The 19427-nt window shown below is 73.4% G+C and carries 16 protein-coding genes; 11 read left to right on the forward strand and 5 right to left on the reverse strand.

Annotated elements, in window-relative coordinates; translation table 11 throughout:
- Positions 1-66: 66 nt before the first annotated feature.
- On the forward strand, positions 67-1827 hold the full coding sequence (locus ABTY15_RS31625; protein WP_350602788.1) for a protein kinase domain-containing protein: 1761 nt from the start codon (positions 67-69) through the stop codon (positions 1825-1827).
- A gap of 96 nt (positions 1828-1923) precedes the next feature.
- Here ABTY15_RS31625 and ABTY15_RS31630 read toward each other — a convergent pair whose 3' ends face one another.
- Positions 1924-3012, reverse strand: coding sequence for a phosphotransferase (locus ABTY15_RS31630; protein WP_350602792.1), 1089 nt, complete (start codon positions 3010-3012; stop codon positions 1924-1926).
- A 67-nt stretch (positions 3013-3079) separates the two neighbouring features.
- On the reverse strand, positions 3080-3739 hold the full coding sequence (locus ABTY15_RS31635; RefSeq protein ID WP_350602795.1) for a response regulator: 660 nt from the start codon (positions 3737-3739) through the stop codon (positions 3080-3082).
- A 426-nt stretch (positions 3740-4165) separates the two neighbouring features.
- Between ABTY15_RS31635 and pdhA the strand changes: the two genes are divergently transcribed.
- The 6 genes from pdhA to ABTY15_RS31665 all read left to right on the forward strand — a co-directional run bounded on the left by pdhA (position 4166) and on the right by ABTY15_RS31665 (position 12022).
- Positions 4166-5320: a pyruvate dehydrogenase (acetyl-transferring) E1 component subunit alpha gene (gene pdhA / locus ABTY15_RS31640; RefSeq protein WP_502893637.1), complete on the forward strand. Its 1155-nt coding sequence runs from the start codon at positions 4166-4168 to the stop codon at positions 5318-5320.
- On the forward strand, positions 5320-6294 hold the full coding sequence (locus ABTY15_RS31645) for an alpha-ketoacid dehydrogenase subunit beta (protein WP_502893638.1): 975 nt from the start codon (positions 5320-5322) through the stop codon (positions 6292-6294). The genes pdhA and ABTY15_RS31645 overlap by 1 nt, the downstream gene beginning before the upstream one ends.
- A gap of 15 nt (positions 6295-6309) precedes the next feature.
- Complete coding sequence (locus ABTY15_RS31650; RefSeq protein ID WP_350602803.1) at positions 6310-7764, forward strand: dihydrolipoamide acetyltransferase family protein; 1455 nt, start codon at positions 6310-6312, stop codon at positions 7762-7764.
- A gap of 121 nt (positions 7765-7885) precedes the next feature.
- Complete coding sequence (locus tag ABTY15_RS31655; RefSeq protein ID WP_350602805.1) at positions 7886-9163, forward strand: benzoate/H(+) symporter BenE family transporter; 1278 nt, start codon at positions 7886-7888, stop codon at positions 9161-9163.
- A gap of 251 nt (positions 9164-9414) precedes the next feature.
- Positions 9415-10593 carry a M64 family metallopeptidase gene (locus tag ABTY15_RS31660; protein WP_350602808.1) on the forward strand — a complete coding sequence of 393 codons (1179 nt, stop codon included), beginning with the start codon at positions 9415-9417 and terminating at the stop codon, positions 10591-10593.
- A gap of 73 nt (positions 10594-10666) precedes the next feature.
- Complete coding sequence (locus tag ABTY15_RS31665) at positions 10667-12022, forward strand: MFS transporter (protein WP_350602814.1); 1356 nt, start codon at positions 10667-10669, stop codon at positions 12020-12022.
- Between the two features lie 110 nt (positions 12023-12132).
- Here the strand turns inward: ABTY15_RS31665 and ABTY15_RS31670 are convergent, their stop codons facing one another.
- Positions 12133-12954: a BRO-N domain-containing protein gene (locus tag ABTY15_RS31670; RefSeq protein ID WP_350602817.1), complete on the reverse strand. Its 822-nt coding sequence runs from the start codon at positions 12952-12954 to the stop codon at positions 12133-12135.
- A gap of 151 nt (positions 12955-13105) precedes the next feature.
- The gene (locus ABTY15_RS31675; protein ID WP_350602822.1) at positions 13106-13927 is read right to left on the reverse strand and encodes a maleylpyruvate isomerase family mycothiol-dependent enzyme; all 822 of its coding nucleotides are present in this window, start codon (positions 13925-13927) and stop codon (positions 13106-13108) included.
- Positions 13928-14099: 172 nt separating this feature from the next.
- Between ABTY15_RS31675 and ABTY15_RS31680 the strand changes: the two genes are divergently transcribed.
- From ABTY15_RS31680 to ABTY15_RS31690, 3 genes are all read left to right on the forward strand, one after another.
- Positions 14100-14897, forward strand: coding sequence for a carbon-nitrogen family hydrolase (locus ABTY15_RS31680; protein ID WP_350602828.1), 798 nt, complete (start codon positions 14100-14102; stop codon positions 14895-14897).
- A gap of 198 nt (positions 14898-15095) precedes the next feature.
- Positions 15096-16091 carry a GntR family transcriptional regulator gene (locus tag ABTY15_RS31685; RefSeq protein WP_350602831.1) on the forward strand — a complete coding sequence of 332 codons (996 nt, stop codon included), beginning with the start codon at positions 15096-15098 and terminating at the stop codon, positions 16089-16091.
- Between the two features lie 127 nt (positions 16092-16218).
- Complete coding sequence (locus ABTY15_RS31690) at positions 16219-16866, forward strand: putative DNA-mimic protein (RefSeq protein WP_350602834.1); 648 nt, start codon at positions 16219-16221, stop codon at positions 16864-16866.
- 54 nt (positions 16867-16920) lie between these two features.
- Here ABTY15_RS31690 and ABTY15_RS31695 read toward each other — a convergent pair whose 3' ends face one another.
- Complete coding sequence (locus tag ABTY15_RS31695; RefSeq protein WP_350602837.1) at positions 16921-17706, reverse strand: SLATT domain-containing protein; 786 nt, start codon at positions 17704-17706, stop codon at positions 16921-16923.
- Positions 17707-18073: 367 nt separating this feature from the next.
- Here ABTY15_RS31695 and purD point away from each other — a divergent pair, with 367 nt between their 5' ends.
- Complete coding sequence (gene purD / locus ABTY15_RS31700; RefSeq protein ID WP_350602841.1) at positions 18074-19318, forward strand: phosphoribosylamine--glycine ligase; 1245 nt, start codon at positions 18074-18076, stop codon at positions 19316-19318.
- Positions 19319-19427: the final 109 nt, after the last annotated feature.

Here is a 19427-nt window from a genome sequence, read left to right on the forward strand (position 1 = left end):
GTAGCGTTCGGGGATACGTAAGCGACAGGGCACCGCGATCCGAGCGAAGGCCCGGGGCGAGGAGCGATGGCACAGACGCAGCAGCCGGACGACGAGGGCGCCCGCGCGGCCGGCCACACCGGCGGCACGCCGGGAATGCCCGAGCTCGGCAGCGACGGCGCCGCGACCACCGCGTTCCCGCCGGTCATCGGGGCCGGCAGCGGCCCGCAGACGCCCGGCCGCGGCACCGCGGCCCCGCTGGGCACGGTCGGCGACGGCCGCTACCGGCTGACCCACCGGCTCGGCCGGGGCGGCATGGCCGAGGTGTTCGCCGCCGAGGACGTGCGGCTCGGCCGGACGGTCGCGGTCAAGCTGCTCCGGGGCGAGCTGGCCCAGGACGACATCGCCCGGCTGCGGTTCACCCGCGAGGCGCACGCCGTCGCCGCGCTCAACCACCACTCGATCGTCGCGGTCTACGACACCGGCGAGGAGTACGTCGGGGACGAGTCCACGCCGTACATCGTGATGGAGCTGGTCGAGGGCCGGACCGTCCGCGAGCTGCTGGTCGACGAGGCGGCGCCGCCGGTCGACCAGGCGCTGATCATCATCGCCGGGGTGCTGGAGGCGCTGGCCTACAGCCACCGGCACGGCATCGTCCACCGCGACATCAAGCCCGCCAACGTGATCATCACGACCGCGGGCGCGGTCAAGGTGATGGACTTCGGCATCGCCCGGGCGCTGACCGGCACCGCCAGCACCATGACCCAGACCGGCATGGTCATGGGTACCCCGCAGTACCTGTCGCCCGAGCAGGCCCTCGGCAAGCCGGTCGACCACCGCTCCGACCTGTACGCGGCCGGCTGCATGCTCTACGAGCTGCTGACGCTGCGCCCGCCGTTCACCGGGGACACCCCGTTGTCGGTGGTCTACCAGCACGTCCAGGACCCGCCGGTGCCGCCCTCCCACGCCAACAGCCGGGTGCCGGCCGGGCTCGACCCGCTGGTGCTGCGCTCGCTGGCCAAGAACCCGGACGACCGCTTCCAGGACGCCGACGAGTTCCGCGCGCACGTCCAGCACGCGCTGCGCGAGATGCACGGCGCGGGCGGGGCCGGCTGGGCCGGCGCGGCGGCCGGGCTGGCCGCGGCGGGCCAGGGCAACACCGGGGCCACCCAGATCATCCGGCCGGACGAGACCGCGGCCACCGCGGCGTTCGGTGCGGTCGGCGCGGGCGACCAGACCTCGATGATGCCGTACGGCTCGGGCGGCCCGCACACCCCGTCGGGGCCCTACCAGGGGGCCGGCGGCCCGTACGGCGGGGGCGGCGGGCCGGAGGACGGCGACGACGGGCACGGCCGGCGGCGCGGGCCGTGGGGCTGGGTGGCCGGCGCGGCGGCCGTGCTGGTCGCGGCCGGGGTCGGCATCGCGCTCGCGCTGAGCGGCAACGACGTGAAGACGCCGGTCACCCCGACCACGCCCGCCCCGGTGGTCAGCACCACCGAGGCCACCACGCCGACCCAGAGCGGCACCCAGAGCCCGGCGGCCACCAACACCGGCACCCGGCGGCCCCAGCAGCCGACCGACACCGGCAACACCAACGGCAACATGTCGCCGGCACCGACCTCGGGCCGGCACACGCCGGCCTACACGCCGACGCCGAGCGCGACCGCGTCCCACACACCGACGGCCACGTCCACCGGGAGCAGCACGCCGACGACGGCGCCGACCGCGTCGAGCACCGGCGGCGGTACCTCGCCGTCCGCGCAGCCGGTGCCGCCGACCCAGACGGCCAAGCCGCCGGTGACGCCGCCGCCGCCGGTGACGCCGCCGGCGACCCCCGCCACCGGCTGAGGGTGCTGCGCCTCGCTCACGGATGACCGCGAGCGGGGCGCCCGCTCGTTTCCGGGGCCCGGGAGCGGTCACGCCCCTGCTGCCACGGGGTGCGGGTCAGTTGGCGAAGGCGTCCAGGACCTGTTCGTACTCCTGGCACCACCAGGCCAGCTGGCCGGCCGAGGCGGGGTAGAGCGGGTCGGCCCGGTGGTCGGCCCGCTGGTAGCGCCACTGGAGCATCCAGAAGTCGTTCAGTCGCTCCCACCAGACCCGGTGGACGGCGGCGGCCAGGTGCTCGGCGGTGGCGGCGCCGGTGGCGCGGTAGGCCTGCGAGTAGTGCCGGACCCGGACCAGGTCGAGGGTGCCGGTGGTCCGGTCGTTGAACAGCAGGGTGGCGGCTCTGACCGCCTCCTCGGCGCGTGGCTGCGGGCCGAGCTTGTCCCAGTCCAGCACGGCCGCGACCGCGTCGGCGCGGTACAGCAGGTTGAGGCCGTGGAAGTCTCCGTGGGTCCAGCCGGTGGGCGGGGCGGCCTGCGGTCCGGGGCGGCGGTGGGCGTGTTCGGCGAGCAGTTCCAGCCGTTCGGCGAGCCGCTGTTCGACCAGGGCGTCCAGGTCGTCGTACGGGCGGTGGCGGCCGGCGCGGTGCCGTAGCTCGCGGGCGAGTTCGGCGCTGTCGAGGGGGTCGGCGCTGCGGTAGCCGGCGGGCTGGTCGAGGGGGGCGCACACGTCGTCGAGCGCGCCGTGCAGACGGCCGAGCAGCGCGCCGAGCACGTCGCACTGCGGCAGGGAGAGCTCGGTACCGTGCCGGTGCCGGCCATCGGTCCAGGGGAACAGCGCGAACAGCCGGCCGCCGTAGCCGGCCACCGTGCCGGAGTGGCCGGCGCAGGCCAGCGGGGGTGCGACGGGCAGTCCGAGGGCGTCCAGCGCGGCCATCGCGCGGTGGTGGGCGACGATCTTCGGGCGGTTGGCGGTGGCGGCGTCGACGTAACACTTCAGGAAGTAGGTGCCGGCCTCGGTGGTGACCCGGTAGCCCCGGTTCAGCAGGCCTTCGGCGACCGGTTCGGCGGTCCGTAGCCGACCCACCCGGTAGCGGTCGAGGACCTCGGCGAGGGCGGCGTGCGGGACGGGCGGACTGAGGGTCCCTATCGGGGGTGCGGCGAGGTCGGGGCGGGCCGGGGCACCGGCGAGGGTCTGGCTGAAAGTCACAGCCAGAGGTTATGGCCCCCTGGCGGGGGCCCTTGACAAGTCGTCAGGTCTGTGCAAGAGGCTCCGGTCAGTGCTGCTGGTCCGCCTGGTGCCGGGCGACGAAGGCCGCCGCCTGGGTGCGTCGCTCCATGCCCATCTTGGCGAGCAGACTGGAGACGTAGTTCTTCACCGTCTTCTCGGCCAGGTGCAACTCGTTGCCGATCTGACGATTCGTCATCCCCTCGCCGATCAGGTCGAGGATCCGGCGCTCCTGCTTGGTGAGCTGGGCCAGCCGTTCGTCCTCCTTCTCGCCGCCGTCCCGCAGCCGGGCCAGCACGCGGCTGGTGGCGACCGGGTCGAGCAGCGACTTCCCGGCGGCGACGTCCCGGACGGCGGTGATCAGGTCGGTGCCGCGGATCGCCTTCAGCACGTAGCCGGAGGCGCCCGCCATGATCGAGTCGAACAGCGCCTCGTCGTCCGAGAACGAGGTCAGCATCAGGCACTTGATCTCCGGCAGCCGGGAGCGGATCTCCCGGCAGACCTCGACGCCGTTGCCGTCCGGCAGTCGGACGTCGAGCACGGCGACGTCGGGGTGGACCGCCGGGATCCGGGTGATCGCCTCGGCGGCGGTGCCGGCCTCGCCGACCACCTCGATGTCGTCCTCGACCGAGAGCAGATCGTGCACGCCCCGTCGGACGACTTCGTGGTCGTCGAGAAGGAATACCCTGATTTGTCCGTTATCAGTCACGCCCAAAGCCTCCCATATCACCGTAGGAAAGACCTATCGCCCGTACCCCGGGAAGGGCGTTATCCGGCCAGAGCCGTCCGAAACCGATACCGAGAACCCCCTTACGTACGGGCCGCAGCCCGGATAACGTGCGCAGGTGTCCTGAAGGCGACCGAATTGAGAGCTGCGTCACCCTCCCGTCACCCCCACCCATTCGACGGCGAGGCGGCACGCGGCACCCGCGGGGTTGTAGACCCTGAACAAGTAGGACGTCCTAGCGCCGACGCGCCAAGGGCGGACGCTGGGTAACGTTCTCGTGAGGGACGCCGTCGGAACAGGATCACCACCTGCCCCGCAGTAGGTGCGCACACCCACGCGCGCCCCGCGAGGCGGTGACCGGACCGGTCACCGGCGACCCCGGGCGGCCGGACAGACCGAGGAGTGAACGTGACCGTCAAAAGCACGGCGAGGGCTCGCAAGAAGGCGGCCCCCGGCGTCCCTGACACCCTCCGCGCCACGGGGAAGGACGCCCAGCCGGAGCTCGTACAGCTGCTCACCCCGGAAGGCGAGCGGGTCGAGCACCCGGACTTCCCGCTCACCACGACCCCGGAGGAGCTGCGCGCCCTCTACCGCGACCTGGTGCTGGTGCGCCGGTTCGACGGTGAGGCCACCGCGCTCCAGCGCCAGGGCGAGCTGGGCCTGTGGGCCTCGCTGCTCGGTCAGGAGGCGGCCCAGGTCGGTTCCGGGCGGGCCATGCGCACCGGCGACTACGCCTTCCCCACCTACCGCGAGCACGGTGTGGCCTGGTGCCGCGACGTCGACCCGCTGAACCTGCTCGGCATGTTCCGCGGCGTGAACCACGGCGGCTGGGACCCGAACGAGAAGAACTTCCACCTGTACACCATCGTGATCGGCTCGCAGACGCTGCACGCCACCGGTTACGCGATGGGCATCACCAAGGACGGCGCGGACGACGCGGTCATCGCGTACTTCGGCGACGGTGCGTCCAGCCAGGGCGACGTCAACGAGGCCTTCACCTTCGCCTCGGTCTACAACGCCCCCGTGGTGTTCTTCTGCCAGAACAACCAGTGGGCGATCTCCGAGCCCACCACCAACCAGACCAAGATCCCGCTGTACCGCCGCGCCTCCGGCTTCGGCTTCCCCGGCGTCCGGGTCGACGGCAACGACGTGCTGGCCTGCCTCGCGGTCACCCGCTGGGCGCTCGACCACGCGCGCACCGGCAACGGCCCGGTGCTGATCGAGGCGTTCACCTACCGGATGGGCGCGCACACCACCTCCGACGACCCCACCCGCTACCGGCTGGCCGAGGAGACCGAGGCCTGGAAGGCCAAGGACCCGATCACCCGGCTCAAGGCCCACCTGGAGAAGGAGGGCCTGGCGGACGAGGAGTTCTTCGCCGCGGTCGACGCCGAGAGCGAGCAGCTGGGGCTGCGGGTGCGCGAGGGCGTGCGCAGCATGCCGGACCCGGACCCGACCCTGATCTTCGACCACGTCTACGCGGAGCCGCACGCGCTGGTCGATGAGGAACGGGCCGAGTACCTCGAGTACGCGGCCTCCTTCGAGGCGGGGGAGAACCTCTGATGGCCGGTCAGCTCAGCATCGCCAAGGCGCTCAACGAGGCGCTGCGCAAGTCGCTGGAGAACGACCCGAAGACCGTCCTGATGGGCGAGGACATCGGCAAGCTCGGCGGCGTCTTCCGGATCACCGACGGCCTCCAGAAGGACTTCGGCGAGGACCGGGTGATCGACACCCCGCTCGCCGAGTCCGGCATCATGGGCACCGCGATCGGCCTCGCGCTGCGCGGCTACCGCCCGGTGGTGGAGATCCAGTTCGACGGCTTCGTCTACCCGGCCTTCGACCAGATCGTCACCCAGCTGGCCAAGATGCACGCCCGTGCGCTCGGCCACGTGAAGCTGCCGATCACCGTCCGCATCCCGTACGGCGGCGGCATCGGCGCGGTGGAGCACCACAGCGAGTCGCACGAGGCGTACTTCGCGCACACCGCCGGTCTGCGGGTGGTCTCGCCGTCCAACGCGCACGACGCGCACTGGATGCTGCGCCAGGCCATCGAGTCGGACGACCCGGTGATCTTCCTGGAGCCCAAGCGCCGCTACTGGGACAAGGGCGAGGTCGGCGACGCGGCCGACCTGGACGCGCACTCCGCCCGGATCGTCCGCCCGGGTGCCGACGCCACGCTGATCGCCTACGGCCCGATGGTCAAGGTCTGCCTGGAGGCCGCCGCGGCCGCCGAGGAGGACGGCCGCCGGCTGGAGGTCGTCGACCTGCGCTCGCTCTCCCCGGTGGACTTCGCCACCCTGGAGGAGTCGGTCAAGCGCACCGGGCGGGCCGTCGTGGTGCACGAGGCGCCGGTCTTCCTGGGCATGGGCGCCGAGCTGGCCGCCCGGCTCACCGAGCGGTGCTTCTATCACCTGGAGGCGCCCGTCCTGCGGGTCGGCGGCTACTTCGCCCCGTACCCGCCGTCCCGCGTCGAGGAGGCCTTCCTCCCCGACCTGGACCGCGTGCTCGACGCCGTCGACCGCGCGCTCGCGTACTGATCCCGGGGAGCGCTGATGACCACCGAAGTTCGCTCGCTCCGCGAGTTCAAGATGCCCGACGTGGGCGAGGGCCTCACCGAGGCCGAGATCCTCAGCTGGTACGTCAAGCCGGGTGACACCGTCACCGACGGGCAGGTCGTCTGCGAGGTCGAGACCGCCAAGGCGGCGGTGGAGCTGCCGATCCCGTTCAACGGGGTCGTCGAGCAGCTCTTCTTCCCGGAGGGCTCGACGGTCGACGTCGGCACCGTGATCATCTCGGTCGCGGTCGCCGGGGCGGCCGGGGCGCCGGCTGCTGCGGCCCCCGCGGCGGCTCCGGTCGCCGCTGCCGCCGCTCCCGCGGCCGAGGCCGAGCCGGAGCGGCGCGAGGTGCTGGTCGGCTACGGCCCGCGCACCGGTGCCGCCCAGCGCCGGGCGCGGCGCACCGCCCCGGCCGCCGTCGCCGCGAAGCCGGCTGCGGCGCCGGCCGCGCCGGTGGCCCCGGTCGCCCCGGCGGCGCCCGTCGCCCCGGTGTCCGCAGCGGCCCCGGTGGCCGAACTGCTGGGTGGCGAGCGGCCGTTGGCCAAGCCGCCGGTGCGCAAGCTGGCCAAGGACCTCGGCGTCGACCTGCGCGCGGTCACCCCGACCGGCCCGGACGGGGTGATCACCCGCGAGGACGTGCACGCCCACGCGTCGGCGGTCGTCGCCGCGCAGGCCGCCCCGGCGGCGCAGCCCGTCGCGGCCGAGCCGGTCGAGGCGGCCGCCCCGGCCCCGGTGCTCGGGTCCACCGCGGGCGACGTCCGGGTGCCGATCAAGGGCGTCCGCAAGGCGACCGCGCAGGCGATGGTGGCCTCGGCCTTCACCGCCCCGCACGTCACCGAGTTCGTCCAGGTCGACGTCACCCGCACGATGAAGTTCGTCCGCCGGCTCAAGGAGACCGGCGAGCTGGGCCGGGACGTCCGGGTCAGCCCGCTGCTGCTGGTCGCCAAGGCGTTGCTCGTCGCGATCAAGCGGCACCCCGAGATCAACGCCCAGTGGGACGAGGCGGCCCAGGAGATCGTCATCAGGGGCCAGGTGAACCTCGGCATCGCCGCGGCCACCCCGCGCGGCCTGATCGTCCCGAACATCAAGGACGCCGGCGCCAAGACCCTTGCGGGGCTGGCCACTTCGCTGGGCGAGCTGATCGACACCGCCCGCCAGGGCAAGACCTCGCCGAGCGACATGCAGGGCGGGACCGTCACCATCACCAACGTCGGCGTCTTCGGCGTCGACACCGGCACCCCGATCCTGAACCCGGGCGAGGCCGCGATCCTCGCCTTCGGCGCGGTCCGGGAACTGCCGTGGGTGCACAAGGGCCAGGTGGTCCCGCGCCAGGTGACCACGCTGGCGCTCTCCTTCGACCACCGCCTGGTGGACGGGGAGCTGGGCTCCAAGGTGCTGGCCGACGTGGCCGCGCTGCTGGAGAAGCCCAAGCGTCTGATCACCTGGGGCTGACGAGCCGCGATCGTCGAAGGGGCCCTGTTCCGCACCGTGGTGTGGAACAGGGCCCCTTTGGTTGTGGTCCGTTCCTCGGAGGGCTCCGACGGGATTCGACGGGCTTCGGGATACTGCCGGGATGACGGATAAGACGGATCAACTGACCATCCGTCCGGGGGAACTGCCGGACGGGGACGTGAACGGGGACGGGGACGCGCGCGGGGGCGGCGAGCGCCGGTCGCTCCGGCGGGACGTGTCCGGACCGGCGCTGCTCGCGGGGCTGGTGTGCGTCGCGGTGTCCTTCTCGGGCCCGCTGGTGGTGGTGCTCGCGGCGGCCGCTGCCGGGCGGCTGGACGAGGCGCACACCGCGTCCTGGATCTGGGCGGTGTCCATCGGCAGCGGGCTGAGCGGCCTGCTGCTCAGCTGGTGGACCCGGATGCCGGTGATCACGGCCTGGTCGACCCCGGGCGCGGCGCTGCTGGTGACCAGCCTCGGCGCGTACCCCTACCGGGAGGCGGTCGGGGCGTTCCTGGTGAGCGCGGTGGTGGTGACGCTGTTCGGGGTCACCGGCTGGTTCGGGCGGCTGATCGCGGCGGTCCCGGTGGGGATCGTCAACGCGATGCTGGCGGGAATCCTGTTCTCCTTCGGCGCCGGGATCTTCGGGGCCGTGCACAGCGCGCCGGTGCTGGTGGTGGGCGCCTTCGCGGCCTTCCTGCTGGCCCGGCGGACCGTCCCCCGGTACGCCGTCCCGCTGGCACTGCTGGTCGGCGGGGTGCTGGCGGCGCTGACCGTCGGACTGCCGCTGCACCTGGGCTCGGGCGGGCCGACCCGGCCGGTGTTCACCGTGCCCGCCTTCTCCTGGCCGGCCATGGTGGGAGTGGCGCTGCCGCTCACGATCGTCGCGCTGGCCTCGCAGAACGCGCCCGGCCTCGGGGTGATGCGGGCCTCCGGCTACCGGCCGGACGACCGGCTGCTGATCGGGTCGACCGGCGCGGTCTCGCTGCTGCTGGCGCCGTTCGGTTCGCCGGGGGTGAACCTGGCGGCGATCACGGCGGCGATCTGCGCCGGGCCGGAGAGCCACCCGGACCCGCGCCGGCGCTACGTCGCGGGGATGTCCGCGGGCGTGCTGTACGTGCTGGTGGGCAGCTTCGGCGGGGTGCTGGTGAGCCTGTTCACCGGGCTGCCGAAGGAACTGGTCGCGGTGGTCGCCGGGGTCGCGCTGCTGGCCTCGTTGCAGGGCAGCCTGGCGGCGGCGGTGGCGGACGAGCGGGGGCGGGACGCCGCGGTGGTGACCTTCCTCGCGAGCGCCTCGGGGATGAGCCTGTTCGGCATCGGCTCGGCCTTCTGGGGGCTGCTGTTCGGGCTCGGGACCCATCTGGTGCTGACCGCCCGGCCGAGGCGGTCGACGGCCGGGTGAGGGCCGGTCGACGGCCGGGTCAGGGCCGGGTGAGAGAGCGGCAGGGGGATTGGTTGGGATGACTGGTGTGATCAGGGTCGTTCGGCCAGGTCGGTGACATTTTCGTCGGCCGGTAGGGGCGACACGCCGGTGCGGGTACGTCTCCGCTCCACCACCCGGGCGACGCCGGGTGACCGGAGCCCCGAGGACGCACCCGTATGCCGCCTGGCAACCCTGGCCGTCTCGTCCGGAGTCTGGCCGCGCTCGTGCTGGTGTCCACCGCCGTACTCCCGGCCGCCCTGGAACTGGTCGGCCCCTCGCCGTTCGGAGTGATCGGGCCCGGCGCCCCGGCCGACCGGGCGGTGCCCCCGCACACCGCGCAACGTGCCGATGTGCGGGGCGCCGAGGCCGCCCCGACCGTCGACATACGCCGCACCGGGGACCCGGCCAACCGGATCACCCTGGTGCTGCTCGGCGACGGCTACACGGCCGTCGAACAGGAGCTGTTCCGGCAGCAGGCCGACCGGGCCTGGCACGCGCTGATGGACATCGAGCCGTTCCGCACCTACCAGGGGTTCTTCAACATACGGCGGGTCGAGGTGGTCTCCCCGGTCTCCGGGATAGCCGAGGGGGAGACCCGGGGCCGCAACCCCGCCACCCCGCTCGGCATGCACTTCTGGTGCGAGGGCACCGCCCGGCTGCTCTGCGCCGACGAGGCCGCCACCGCCCGCGTCGCCGGGGACGGCGCCGGGCCGCAGTACCTGATCGCGCTCGCCAACTCCAGCGAGTACGGCGGCGCCGGCGGCACCGGGGTGACCACCCTGGCCGGCGGCAGCCCCGACGCCGGGCGGATCATCCAGCACGAGATCGGCCACACCGTGGGGGACCTCGGCGACGAGTACGACAGCGCCCCCGACGACGCCGACTACCCCAACCTCTCCACCCTCAACGCCGACGACATGCGCCGGAAGCAGACCAAGTGGTGGCGCTGGCTGGGCGCCGAATCCCCGGACGGCGCCGGCACGGTCGGGGCGTACCGCGGCGCCAACGGGCTCTACCGGCCCACCCCGGACTCGGTGATGCGCACCCTGGGCAGCGCGTACAACCTGCCGTCCCGGGAGGCGATCGTCGAGGAGCTGTACCGCCGGGTCCGGCCCACCGACGCCCCGGTGCCGCCGCCCGGCGAGGTGACCGGACGCCCCCGGCTGGAGGTCCGGCCGCTGCCGCTGTTCGGGGCGCGGCAGCTGCGGGTGGACTGGAAGGTCGACGGGGTCGCGGTCGAACCGCCCACCGCCGACCGCGGCTGGCTGGACACCGCCCTGCTGGACCTGGCCCCGGGCCGGACGGTCACCGTGACGGCCACCGTCCGGGACACCACCGACTGGGTGCGGGACGAGGCCTTCCGGGACCGGTACATGACCCGGTCGGTGGCCTGGACGGTCACCGGCTGAGGGGCGGTGAGCGCGGGCCCGGGCCGGATTCGATCTGGGCAGCCAATGATGGGATGACTAGTCTGGACGCACTATGCCCGTGGAGCCCGCGAGTCCAGCCCCGTCCCTGTCCGTCCCCGCTCCCCGATCCACCGCCGCGCCCGCGCCGTCGGCCCCGTCGTCGACCGCGCCCGCCCCGCCGCCCGGCGGCCGCGCGGCCTGGCTGGCCTGGTCCATCGGCGTCAGCGTCTACGTCCTGGCGGTCATCCACCGCACCAGCCTCGGCGTGGCCGGGCTGGACGCCGCCGACCGCTTCGGCATCGGCGCCTCCGCGCTCTCCACCTTCTCGATCCTCCAGGTGCTGGTCTACGCGGGCATGCAGATACCCGTCGGCCTGCTGGTCGACCGGATCGGGCCGCGCCGGGTGCTGCTGCTCGGCGTGCTGCTGCTCAGCGGCGGCCAGCTGGCCTTCGCGTTCAGCTCCGCCTTCGCCCCCGCGCTCGCCTCCCGGGCCGTCCTCGGCTGCGGCGACGCGATGACCTTCATCAGCGTGCTCCGGATCGCCGCCCGGTGGTTCCCGGCCGCCCGGAACCCGCTCGTGGCGCAGCTGACCGGCCTCGCCGGGATGGGCGGCAACCTGGTCACCACCGTGGTGCTGGCCCAGGCCCTGCACAGCGAGGGCTGGACCCCCACCTTCACCGCCATCGCGCTGCTCGGCGTCGCGGTGTTCGCGCTGGTCGCGCTCTTCCTGCGGGAGGCCCCGGCGGCGGTGGCGGCGGTGGGGCCGGTGGGGCCGGTCGTCGAGCGCCCGAAGGTCGGGCGGCAGATCCGCGCGTGCTGGCGGGAGCCCGGCACCCGGCTCGGCTTCTGGGTGCACTTCACCACCCAGTTCCCCGGCAACGCATTCGGGCTGCTCTGGGGGATGCCGTACCTGGTGGAGGGGCAGCGGCTGACCCGCACCGAGGCGGGCGGGCTGCTGACCCTGCTGGTGCTCAGCAGCATGGCCTCCGGCCTGCTCTTCGGCCGGCTGCTCTCGGCCTCCGTCCGGGCCCGGCTGCCGATCGTGTTCACCGTCCTCACCGTGACCGGACTCGGCTGGGCCCTGGTGCTGGCCTGGCCCGGCGGCCACCCCCCGATGTGGCTGCTGGTCGGGATCATCCTGGTGATGGGCACCAACGGGCCGGCCTCCCTGGTAGGCCTCGACTACGCCCGCGCCCGCAACCCGGTCGAACGCCTCGGCACCGCCTCCGGGATCGTCAACATGGGCGGCTTCATCGGCACGATGATCACCCTCTTCGGCATCGGCGTCCTGCTCGACACCCTCTCCCCGTCCGGCACCTACTCCGCCGAGGCCTTCCGCGGGGCGTTCTGCTGGCTCTACCTCCCGCTCGCGGTCGGGACGACGATGATCCTGCGGCTCCGGCGGAGGGTCGAGGCGGCGGATGCGTAGGGTTTCTGACCTGCGGAAATGCCGGTAACCATCACTTCAAGTGATGGTTTGCACCCGCTATGGGTGAGTTGAACTCACCCATAGCGGGTGCACCCACATGGGACGACCGCTCAGCCTCCGTATTCGCGCATCAGCTCGGCGATCTGCGGAGCTGTTCCGTAGATCCGGGCGCCGTGCATCTCCACGGTCAACCAGCTCCGTTGAGCAGGCACGGGTGTGGGCTCCGGCTGTGCGTCACGCCGGAGGCGGATCAGGTCCACCAGCTTCAGCTTCGGGCAGCCCGGGACGATTCGGCTGCCCCGGATCCCGACCCGTTCCTCACCCGGGCAGGAGAAGTACGCGCCGAAGGGTGGTCCACTGTCCTCTTCCCGGCTCGGCAGGTGGAGGACCATCTCGCCGTGTCGGCAGTGGACCGTCCCGTCCGAGTGGACGGTCATGCCGGGCCAGTCCTCGTGGTTGATCTCCGCGACGATCTGCACCTGCTGCCCGATCGCCTCGGCCAGGGTCTCCGCCATCCGCCGCTGCTGGGTGGGGATGTCGGTGTCCCCGCGGCGGATGGAGGGGAGCAACTCCTCGGTGACCCAGGTCCGGAACGGTCGGGCGGACTTCTTGTCCGACCTCATGAGGAGGCTGTACAGCCCTGCCTCGTTCACCACGCCGAGCAATGGGTTTCCCCGCCGGTAGAGTTTCCGACCTGCGGAAACGTCGTAACAACCCATCTGATGGGTGGTTACCGATCGCAGGTCGACGGTGCGGTGCTGGTGGGGCTCCAGTCCATTTGCGGCAGTGGTCGAGTTTCGTCGACCGAGGACCTGGCACACGTCCGCCGTGACGAACCACGGCTCCCCGTCGATCATCACGACTCTGATCGGCTGCCCCGTGACCGGGAAGCTCGACCGGACCAGGACCATCTGCTGCTGTGCGTCGTCCATCGGGACGCCCCTCCTCATTCCGGGTGACGGATGCCCGGAACAACGAGGTCGAACGGGTGAGGTGCTGGTGCCGCATTGACGTATGGATGCACGAGTGGTGCCGACCCGGCGCGCACTCGTGCGTGTACGCCGGGTCGTGTGCGCCGGGGGGTCAGATGGTGACGGCGAAGGTGGCCAGGAGGCGTTCGGCCAGTTCCTTGTCGCCCTCGATGCCGACCGGACCGGGGCGGCCGCGGCCGCAGGCGAGGCGGACGTAGGTCTCCCAGTCCATGGTGAGCTGGACGTCGGGGGCCAGGCTGACGGACTCGTCGACGCTGCCGCGGCCGGCGGCGTCGACCCGGACGGTGCGCAGGAACTCGACCTGGCCGGTGACGTCCAGGACGACGGTCGTCCCGGCCGGGGCGCCGGCGTGGTGGGCGACCGCCTTGGGCAGCAGCTCCAGCAGGACGTCCCGGCTGATCAGTGCGGCCGGGCTGGCCAGGTTGCCCGGGGTGTCGAGGGCCCGGCGCAGGTCCTGCTCGTGCACCCAGACGTCGAAGGCCCGGCGGCGCAGCAGCTCGTGGTACGGCACGTCCTGGCTGTACGGGCCGGCCGGCCAGCGGACGGCCTCGTCGGGGGTCTGCTTGGCGTTCCGCAGCGCGCGGGAGCGGCGGATGATCGTGTACTCCAGCTCGCTGGTCATCTCCAGCGCGGTGTGGCAGCGGCGCTTGTCGACCGGCAGTTCGACGTAGCGGGCGAACTCGGTGGTGACGTGACGGAGGTCACGCGGCAGCGAGTGGATCGGGCGGGGGTCGCCGAGCAGGTCGGACTCGACCGCGATGATGTGCGAGACGACGTCCCGGACGGACCAGCCGGGGCACTCGGTGGCCCGGTTCCAGGAGTCCCCGGGGAGAGGGGCGACCAGCTCCGATATGGACTCGATGCTCTGGGTCCACGCCTCGGTGTAAGCCTGCACGGTCTGGTTGTCCGTCACGGGAATCTCCGGCCCTCCGTCAGCTTCCTTGCCGTGTGCGCCCGGCCTCGGGGGTCGCCGGGATGGTCCGGCTTCCGGGCACGCACGCTAACCGCACGTTACGCTGCCGGGAGACAGCTGGGCAGCGCTTTCGGGTGACGATCGTAGGTCTCTTGCCGTGGACGGTGGTACTGTGCGCGCTTCATTGATCCAACTCGCGGTCTCGGACGCCGAGCCGCCCTCCGAGCGGAGGGCCAGGGCGGCCGCTCTGGTGCGCGCCCAGCAGGGCGCCGACCTGGTGGTCCTGCCGGAGTTGTGGCCGCTCGGTGGTTTCGCCTACGACCTCTGGTCGGACGGCGCGGAGACGCTGGACGGGCCCACCTCGGACGCGATGGCGGCGGCGGCCCGGGCGGCCGGGGTCTGGCTGCACGCGGGGTCGATCGTCGAACGGGATCCCGACGGGCCGATCTACAACACCTCGCTGCTGTTCGCCCCGGACGGCGAGCTGGTGCACACCTACCGCAAGATCCACCGCTTCGGCTTCGACAGCGGCGAGGCGGTGGTGATGGGCGCCGGGCAGGAGATCGTCACGGCCCCCACCGACTTCGCCACCCTGGGCCTGGCGACCTGCTACGACCTGCGCTTCCCGGAGCTGTTCCGGGCGCTGCTGGACGCCGGGGCGCAGCTGCTGGTGGTCCCGGCGGCCTGGCCGGCCCGGCGGCGCGAGCACTGGACGCTGCTGGCCCGGGCGCGGGCGGTGGAGGAGCAGGCGTACGTGCTGGCCTGCAACACCGCCGGGACGCACGCCGGGGTCGAGCAGGCCGGGCACAGCATCGTGGTGGACCCGTGGGGCCGGGTGCTGGCCGAGGCGGGCACCGAGGAGGAGGTGCTGACCGTCGAGTTCGACCCGGCGGAGGTGGCCAAGGCCCGCGCGGAGTTCCCGGTGCTGCGGGACCGGCTGCTCGGGATCCCGGCGCCGGTCCAGCGTTAGAGCCCGTCCAGCGTCAGGGCCGCTCCGGGTCAGGGCCGGTCCGGACGCCCCGGTCCGGGTCAGGGTCGGTCCGGCCGGGGGTTGGTTCGAACCCGGTCGGGGCGGGTTTGAGAAGATGAGTACTCGTCGTGTTCCCCGCCGTTTCCGGCCGGTCCGTCGAGGGTCGGACCGGCCGTCCCGCCCGAGGAGGTCGCGCGCATGTCCGGCAACGGCGCAGGCGACACCCGCCCCGTCATCCACCGCAACAGCCTGCGCGAGCAGATCGCCGGGGCGCTGCGCGAGGAGATGATGGCCGGCCGGCTGGCGGCCGGCCGCAACTTCACCGTCAAGGAGATCGCGGAGCTGTACGGCGTCTCCGCGACGCCGGCCCGGGAGGCGCTGGTCGACCTCGGCGCGCAGGGGCTGCTGCGGACCGAGCACCACCGCGGGTTCACCGTGCCCGAGCTGGGCTGGGAGGACTTCCTGGAGATCTTCGAAGCCCGGGTCCTGCTCACCGACAGCTACTTCCGCCAGTTCACCGCCCGCCGGGCGCTGCCGGACCTGAGCCGGCTGCCCTCGCTGCGCCGCCGGGCCGACGCGGCGGTGCGGGCCGCCCGGGCCGGGAACCTGGACGTGATGGTGGGCTGCGACCGCCGGTTCTGGCAGGAGGTCGCCGGGCTGCTCGACAACCGCCGGGTCGGCGACTACCTGGACTGGCTGCGGGTGCAGTCCTGGATGTTCGCCGCGCCCTACCTGCGGGAGATGCGGGTGCTGGGCGGGGTGTGCTGGGACCGCCACCTCGACCTGGTGGACGCGGTCGAGGCGGGGGACCTGGCCGGGTCGCACCGGATCATCAGCGAGTACAACCTGTTCACCGTCCGGCTGCTGGCCGAGCTGACCGGGCACCCGCTGGAGTCGGTGAGCGTGCTGGGGCTGCTCACCGAGGTGGTGGACGGACAGCCTGCGGAGCCCCCGGCCCCCGAGCCGTCACCACCGTCGCCGCAGCCCGAGCCGCCGCAGCCGCAGCCGCGGCCGGAGGGGCTCCGGCGGGGCGAGGAGGTCGGCCGGGAGCTCGGGCGCGAGCTCGGGCTGGGGCTCGGTCTGGTGCCGCAGCCGCGCTCGGTGCCGTACGGCCGGTTCGGCCGGCGGCTGCCCGAGCCGCCCCCCGAGGCACCGCGGGGCCGGTCCGACCCGCACCGCGCTCCGGGCCGGTAAGGTGGGCGGTCGTCGAACCGGGCGCTCGGATAAACGGCCGTCCTGGTGCCGATCCCACCCCCGTCCCCAGCGTCGTCGTACCGCCCCCGTACGGCGACCCCCGCCGCCCGGAGAGGAACTGCCGGCCATGGCCTGCGACCTCTGGCTCGTCCCGCTCGTGGACGTGCTGAGCCACAGCCCCGACAACCCCTTCCGGGACGACCTGGCCCTCTACAACGCCGTGCTGACCTCGCACGGGCTGCCCGAGGTGCCGGTCTACCAGTACGTGCCGGGGATCAGCGGGGCGGTCGAGCCGATAGCCGCCTTCGACTACGACTCGCTGCACTTCCTGCGCCGCGCCTACCTGCTGGGCCTGACCGGGCTGGACATCACGCCGGTGGACTCGCTCGGCGGCGACTACGAGCAGCTGCTGGAGATGTTCGAGAGCAGCGCCGAACAGTCGCACCTGGTGTGGCACTTCGACCACGCGGGCGCGTACGTGCCGATCGAGTTCGCGCTGCCGCTGGTGGACGACACGCTGCTGGCCTCCGGCGGTCCGCTCGGCTCCAGCCACGGGCTGCTGCGCGAGCTCCAGGCGGTGGCCCCGGCGCTGGGCATCGACCCGCTCAACCCGCCGGCGCCGACCCGGCCGCTCGGGCCGACGGGCCTGGAGCAGCCGTTCGGGCCGCCGCTGGACGACCTGCACCCCTTCGCCCGGGAGCGGCACGCCTGGTCGGGCCTGTACGCGGCGGCTACCCGGAGCGTCTCCCAGGGCTCGATGATCGTCTTCGCCTGAGCCGCCGCAGCCCCTCAGCCGCGGCCCTCCGGCAGCCCCTCCGCCGCAGCGGCCCTACCGCAGCGGCCCCTCCGGCGGCCGCTGGCGCGGCATGGTGGGCCGGGTGCCCGGCGGCGGCAGGATCCGCACCTGGGCGCCCACCCCGGTCTCGCTGCGCCCGCCCCACGTCCCGGGGGCCTGGGTGGGCAGCTGGGTCATCGAGGCGCGGAACTCCAGCATCCACTCCGAGGTCTCGGTGCGGACCATGTCCGAGACGTCCTCGCAGAACCGGCGCAGCACGCCGAGGCAGCGCTCGGCGGCCTCGCCCGCGGTGCCCTCGGTCGGGCCGAGCACCTCGCGCACGCACTCCGACGCCCAGTCGAACTGGAAGGCCTCCAGGCGGCGTTGCAGCGCCTGCGCGGTGCTGACGTCGCGCATCCAGCCGGAGGTGAGGCCGAACACCCGGTCGGTGCCGTAACAGGCGGCGGCGAGCGCCAGGCCGACGTAGCCCCAGCTGGTGCCGTGCGCGACGGTGCCGGTGAGGTCGACCAGCGGGGCGGTGACGCCGCCGATCGCGAAACCGGCCGTGCCGAACCGCAGCAGGCGCGCCCAGCGGCGCTTCCAGACCCGGTCCCGGCGGTACCAGTCGATCGCCTCGACCGCCCGCTCCTCGGACCAGCGGTACAGCTCCTCCAGCCGCTCGGCGGGCTCACCCCAGTCGCCGAGCGGGAACTGGCGGGTGCTCAGATCGGTCCGGCGGCGGGTGGAGGCCCGCCGGGCGACGGTCGCGGCGGGCTGGTCCTCCTCGCCGATCTCCTTGCCCCAGGCACTCTCCTCGGGCTGCATTTCCGGCTGGCTCACCTGTGAGGCTCCCTGTGGCGGGCGGGCTGCTGGGTCTGGCTGTCCATTGGCTGACGCGGCGTCTGCCGGTGCTTGTCCAACAGCACTTCTTACCGCCAAATGGCTGACCGTGGGGCGCTTCACCGATGATCGTTATCGGATTCGGCCACCGGAACCCGAGGTGAGCGGGATGCGGGGGTCGGCGAGATTTCACCCGTCCGAGCGAGGGGCCGGTGACCCGCCGTCCTGACCCGGACACCCGTTGCTCACCGGCCGGCCCTCGACTTGGAGGTTCCTCCGACATCGTCGGCGTACGGAGGTCTTCCGCTGGACGATCCGACGGGACCGGAGAGCGGCCGGAACAGGCCACCGACTACCCTTGCCAACCGTGAAGGTCCTCGTCATCGGCGGCGGCGCCCGCGAACACGCCCTGTGCCGCTCTCTGTCCCAAGATCCCGCCGTGACCGAGCTGCACTGTGCCCCGGGCAACGCCGGGATCGCGCAGGTGGCGACGGTCCACCCGGTCGACCAGCTGGACGGCGCCCAGGTCACCGACCTGGCCGTGCGGCTCGGCGCCGAGCTGGTCGTGGTCGGCCCGGAGGCCCCGCTGGTCGCGGGCGTCTCCGACGCCGTGCGCGCCGCCGGCATCCCGGTGTTCGGCCCGTCCGGTGCCGCCGCCCAGCTGGAGGGCTCCAAGGCCTTCGCCAAGGACGTGATGGCCGGCGCCGGCGTGCCGACCGCCCGCTCCTACGTCTGCACCACCGCCGCCGAGGCCGCCGAGGCGCTGGACGCCTTCGGCGCGCCGTACGTGGTCAAGGACGACGGCCTGGCCGCCGGCAAGGGCGTCGTGGTCACCTCCGACCGCGAGGCCGCGCTGGCGCACGCCGCCTCCTGCGAGCGCGTGGTGATCGAGGAGTACCTGGACGGCCCCGAGGTGTCGCTGTTCGCGATCACCGACGGCACGACCGTCCTGCCGCTCCAGCCCGCACAGGACTTCAAGCGCGCCCTGGACGGCGACGAGGGCCCCAACACCGGCGGCATGGGCGCCTACTCGCCGCTGCCCTGGGCGCCCGCCGGGCTGGTCGAGGAGGTCCTGGAGACCGTCCTGCAACCGACCGTGGACGAGCTGCGCCGCCGCGGCACCGAGTTCTCCGGCCTGCTCTACGCGGGCCTGGCGCTCACCTCCCGGGGCACCCGGGTGATCGAGTTCAACGCCCGCTTCGGCGACCCGGAGACCCAGGTCGTGCTGGCCCGGCTGCGCACCCCGCTGGCAGGCGTGCTGCTGGCCGCCGCCAACGGCACGCTGGACCAGCTGGAGCCGCTGCGCTGGGACGAGGGCGCCGCGGTCACCGTGGTCGTCGCCTCCGAGGGTTACCCGGCCGCGCCGCGCACCGGCGACCCGATCGAGGGCCTGGCCGAGGCCGAGGCGGACGGCTCCGCGTACGTGCTGCACGCCGGCACCAGGGCGGACGAGGACGGCCGGGTGCTGAGCGCCGGCGGCCGGGTGCTGTCGGTCACCGCGACCGGCGCCGACCTCGCCGAGGCGCGCGAGCACGCGTACGCCGCCGTGGGCCGGATCGCCCTCAAGGGCGGCCAGCACCGCACCGACATCGCGCTGAAGGCGGCCCGGTAGCAGACCGTCGACGCGGGGCCCCCGGGGGCGGGCCCCCGGGGGCCCCGGGGGTTTCGCCCGGGTTGGCGCGCGGGGGGGGGTGGGTAGATGAAACCTGAGAACAACAGTC

It is taken from the genome of Kitasatospora sp. NPDC097643 (assembly GCF_040302625.1).
Classification (GTDB): Bacteria; Actinomycetota; Actinomycetes; order Streptomycetales; family Streptomycetaceae; genus Kitasatospora.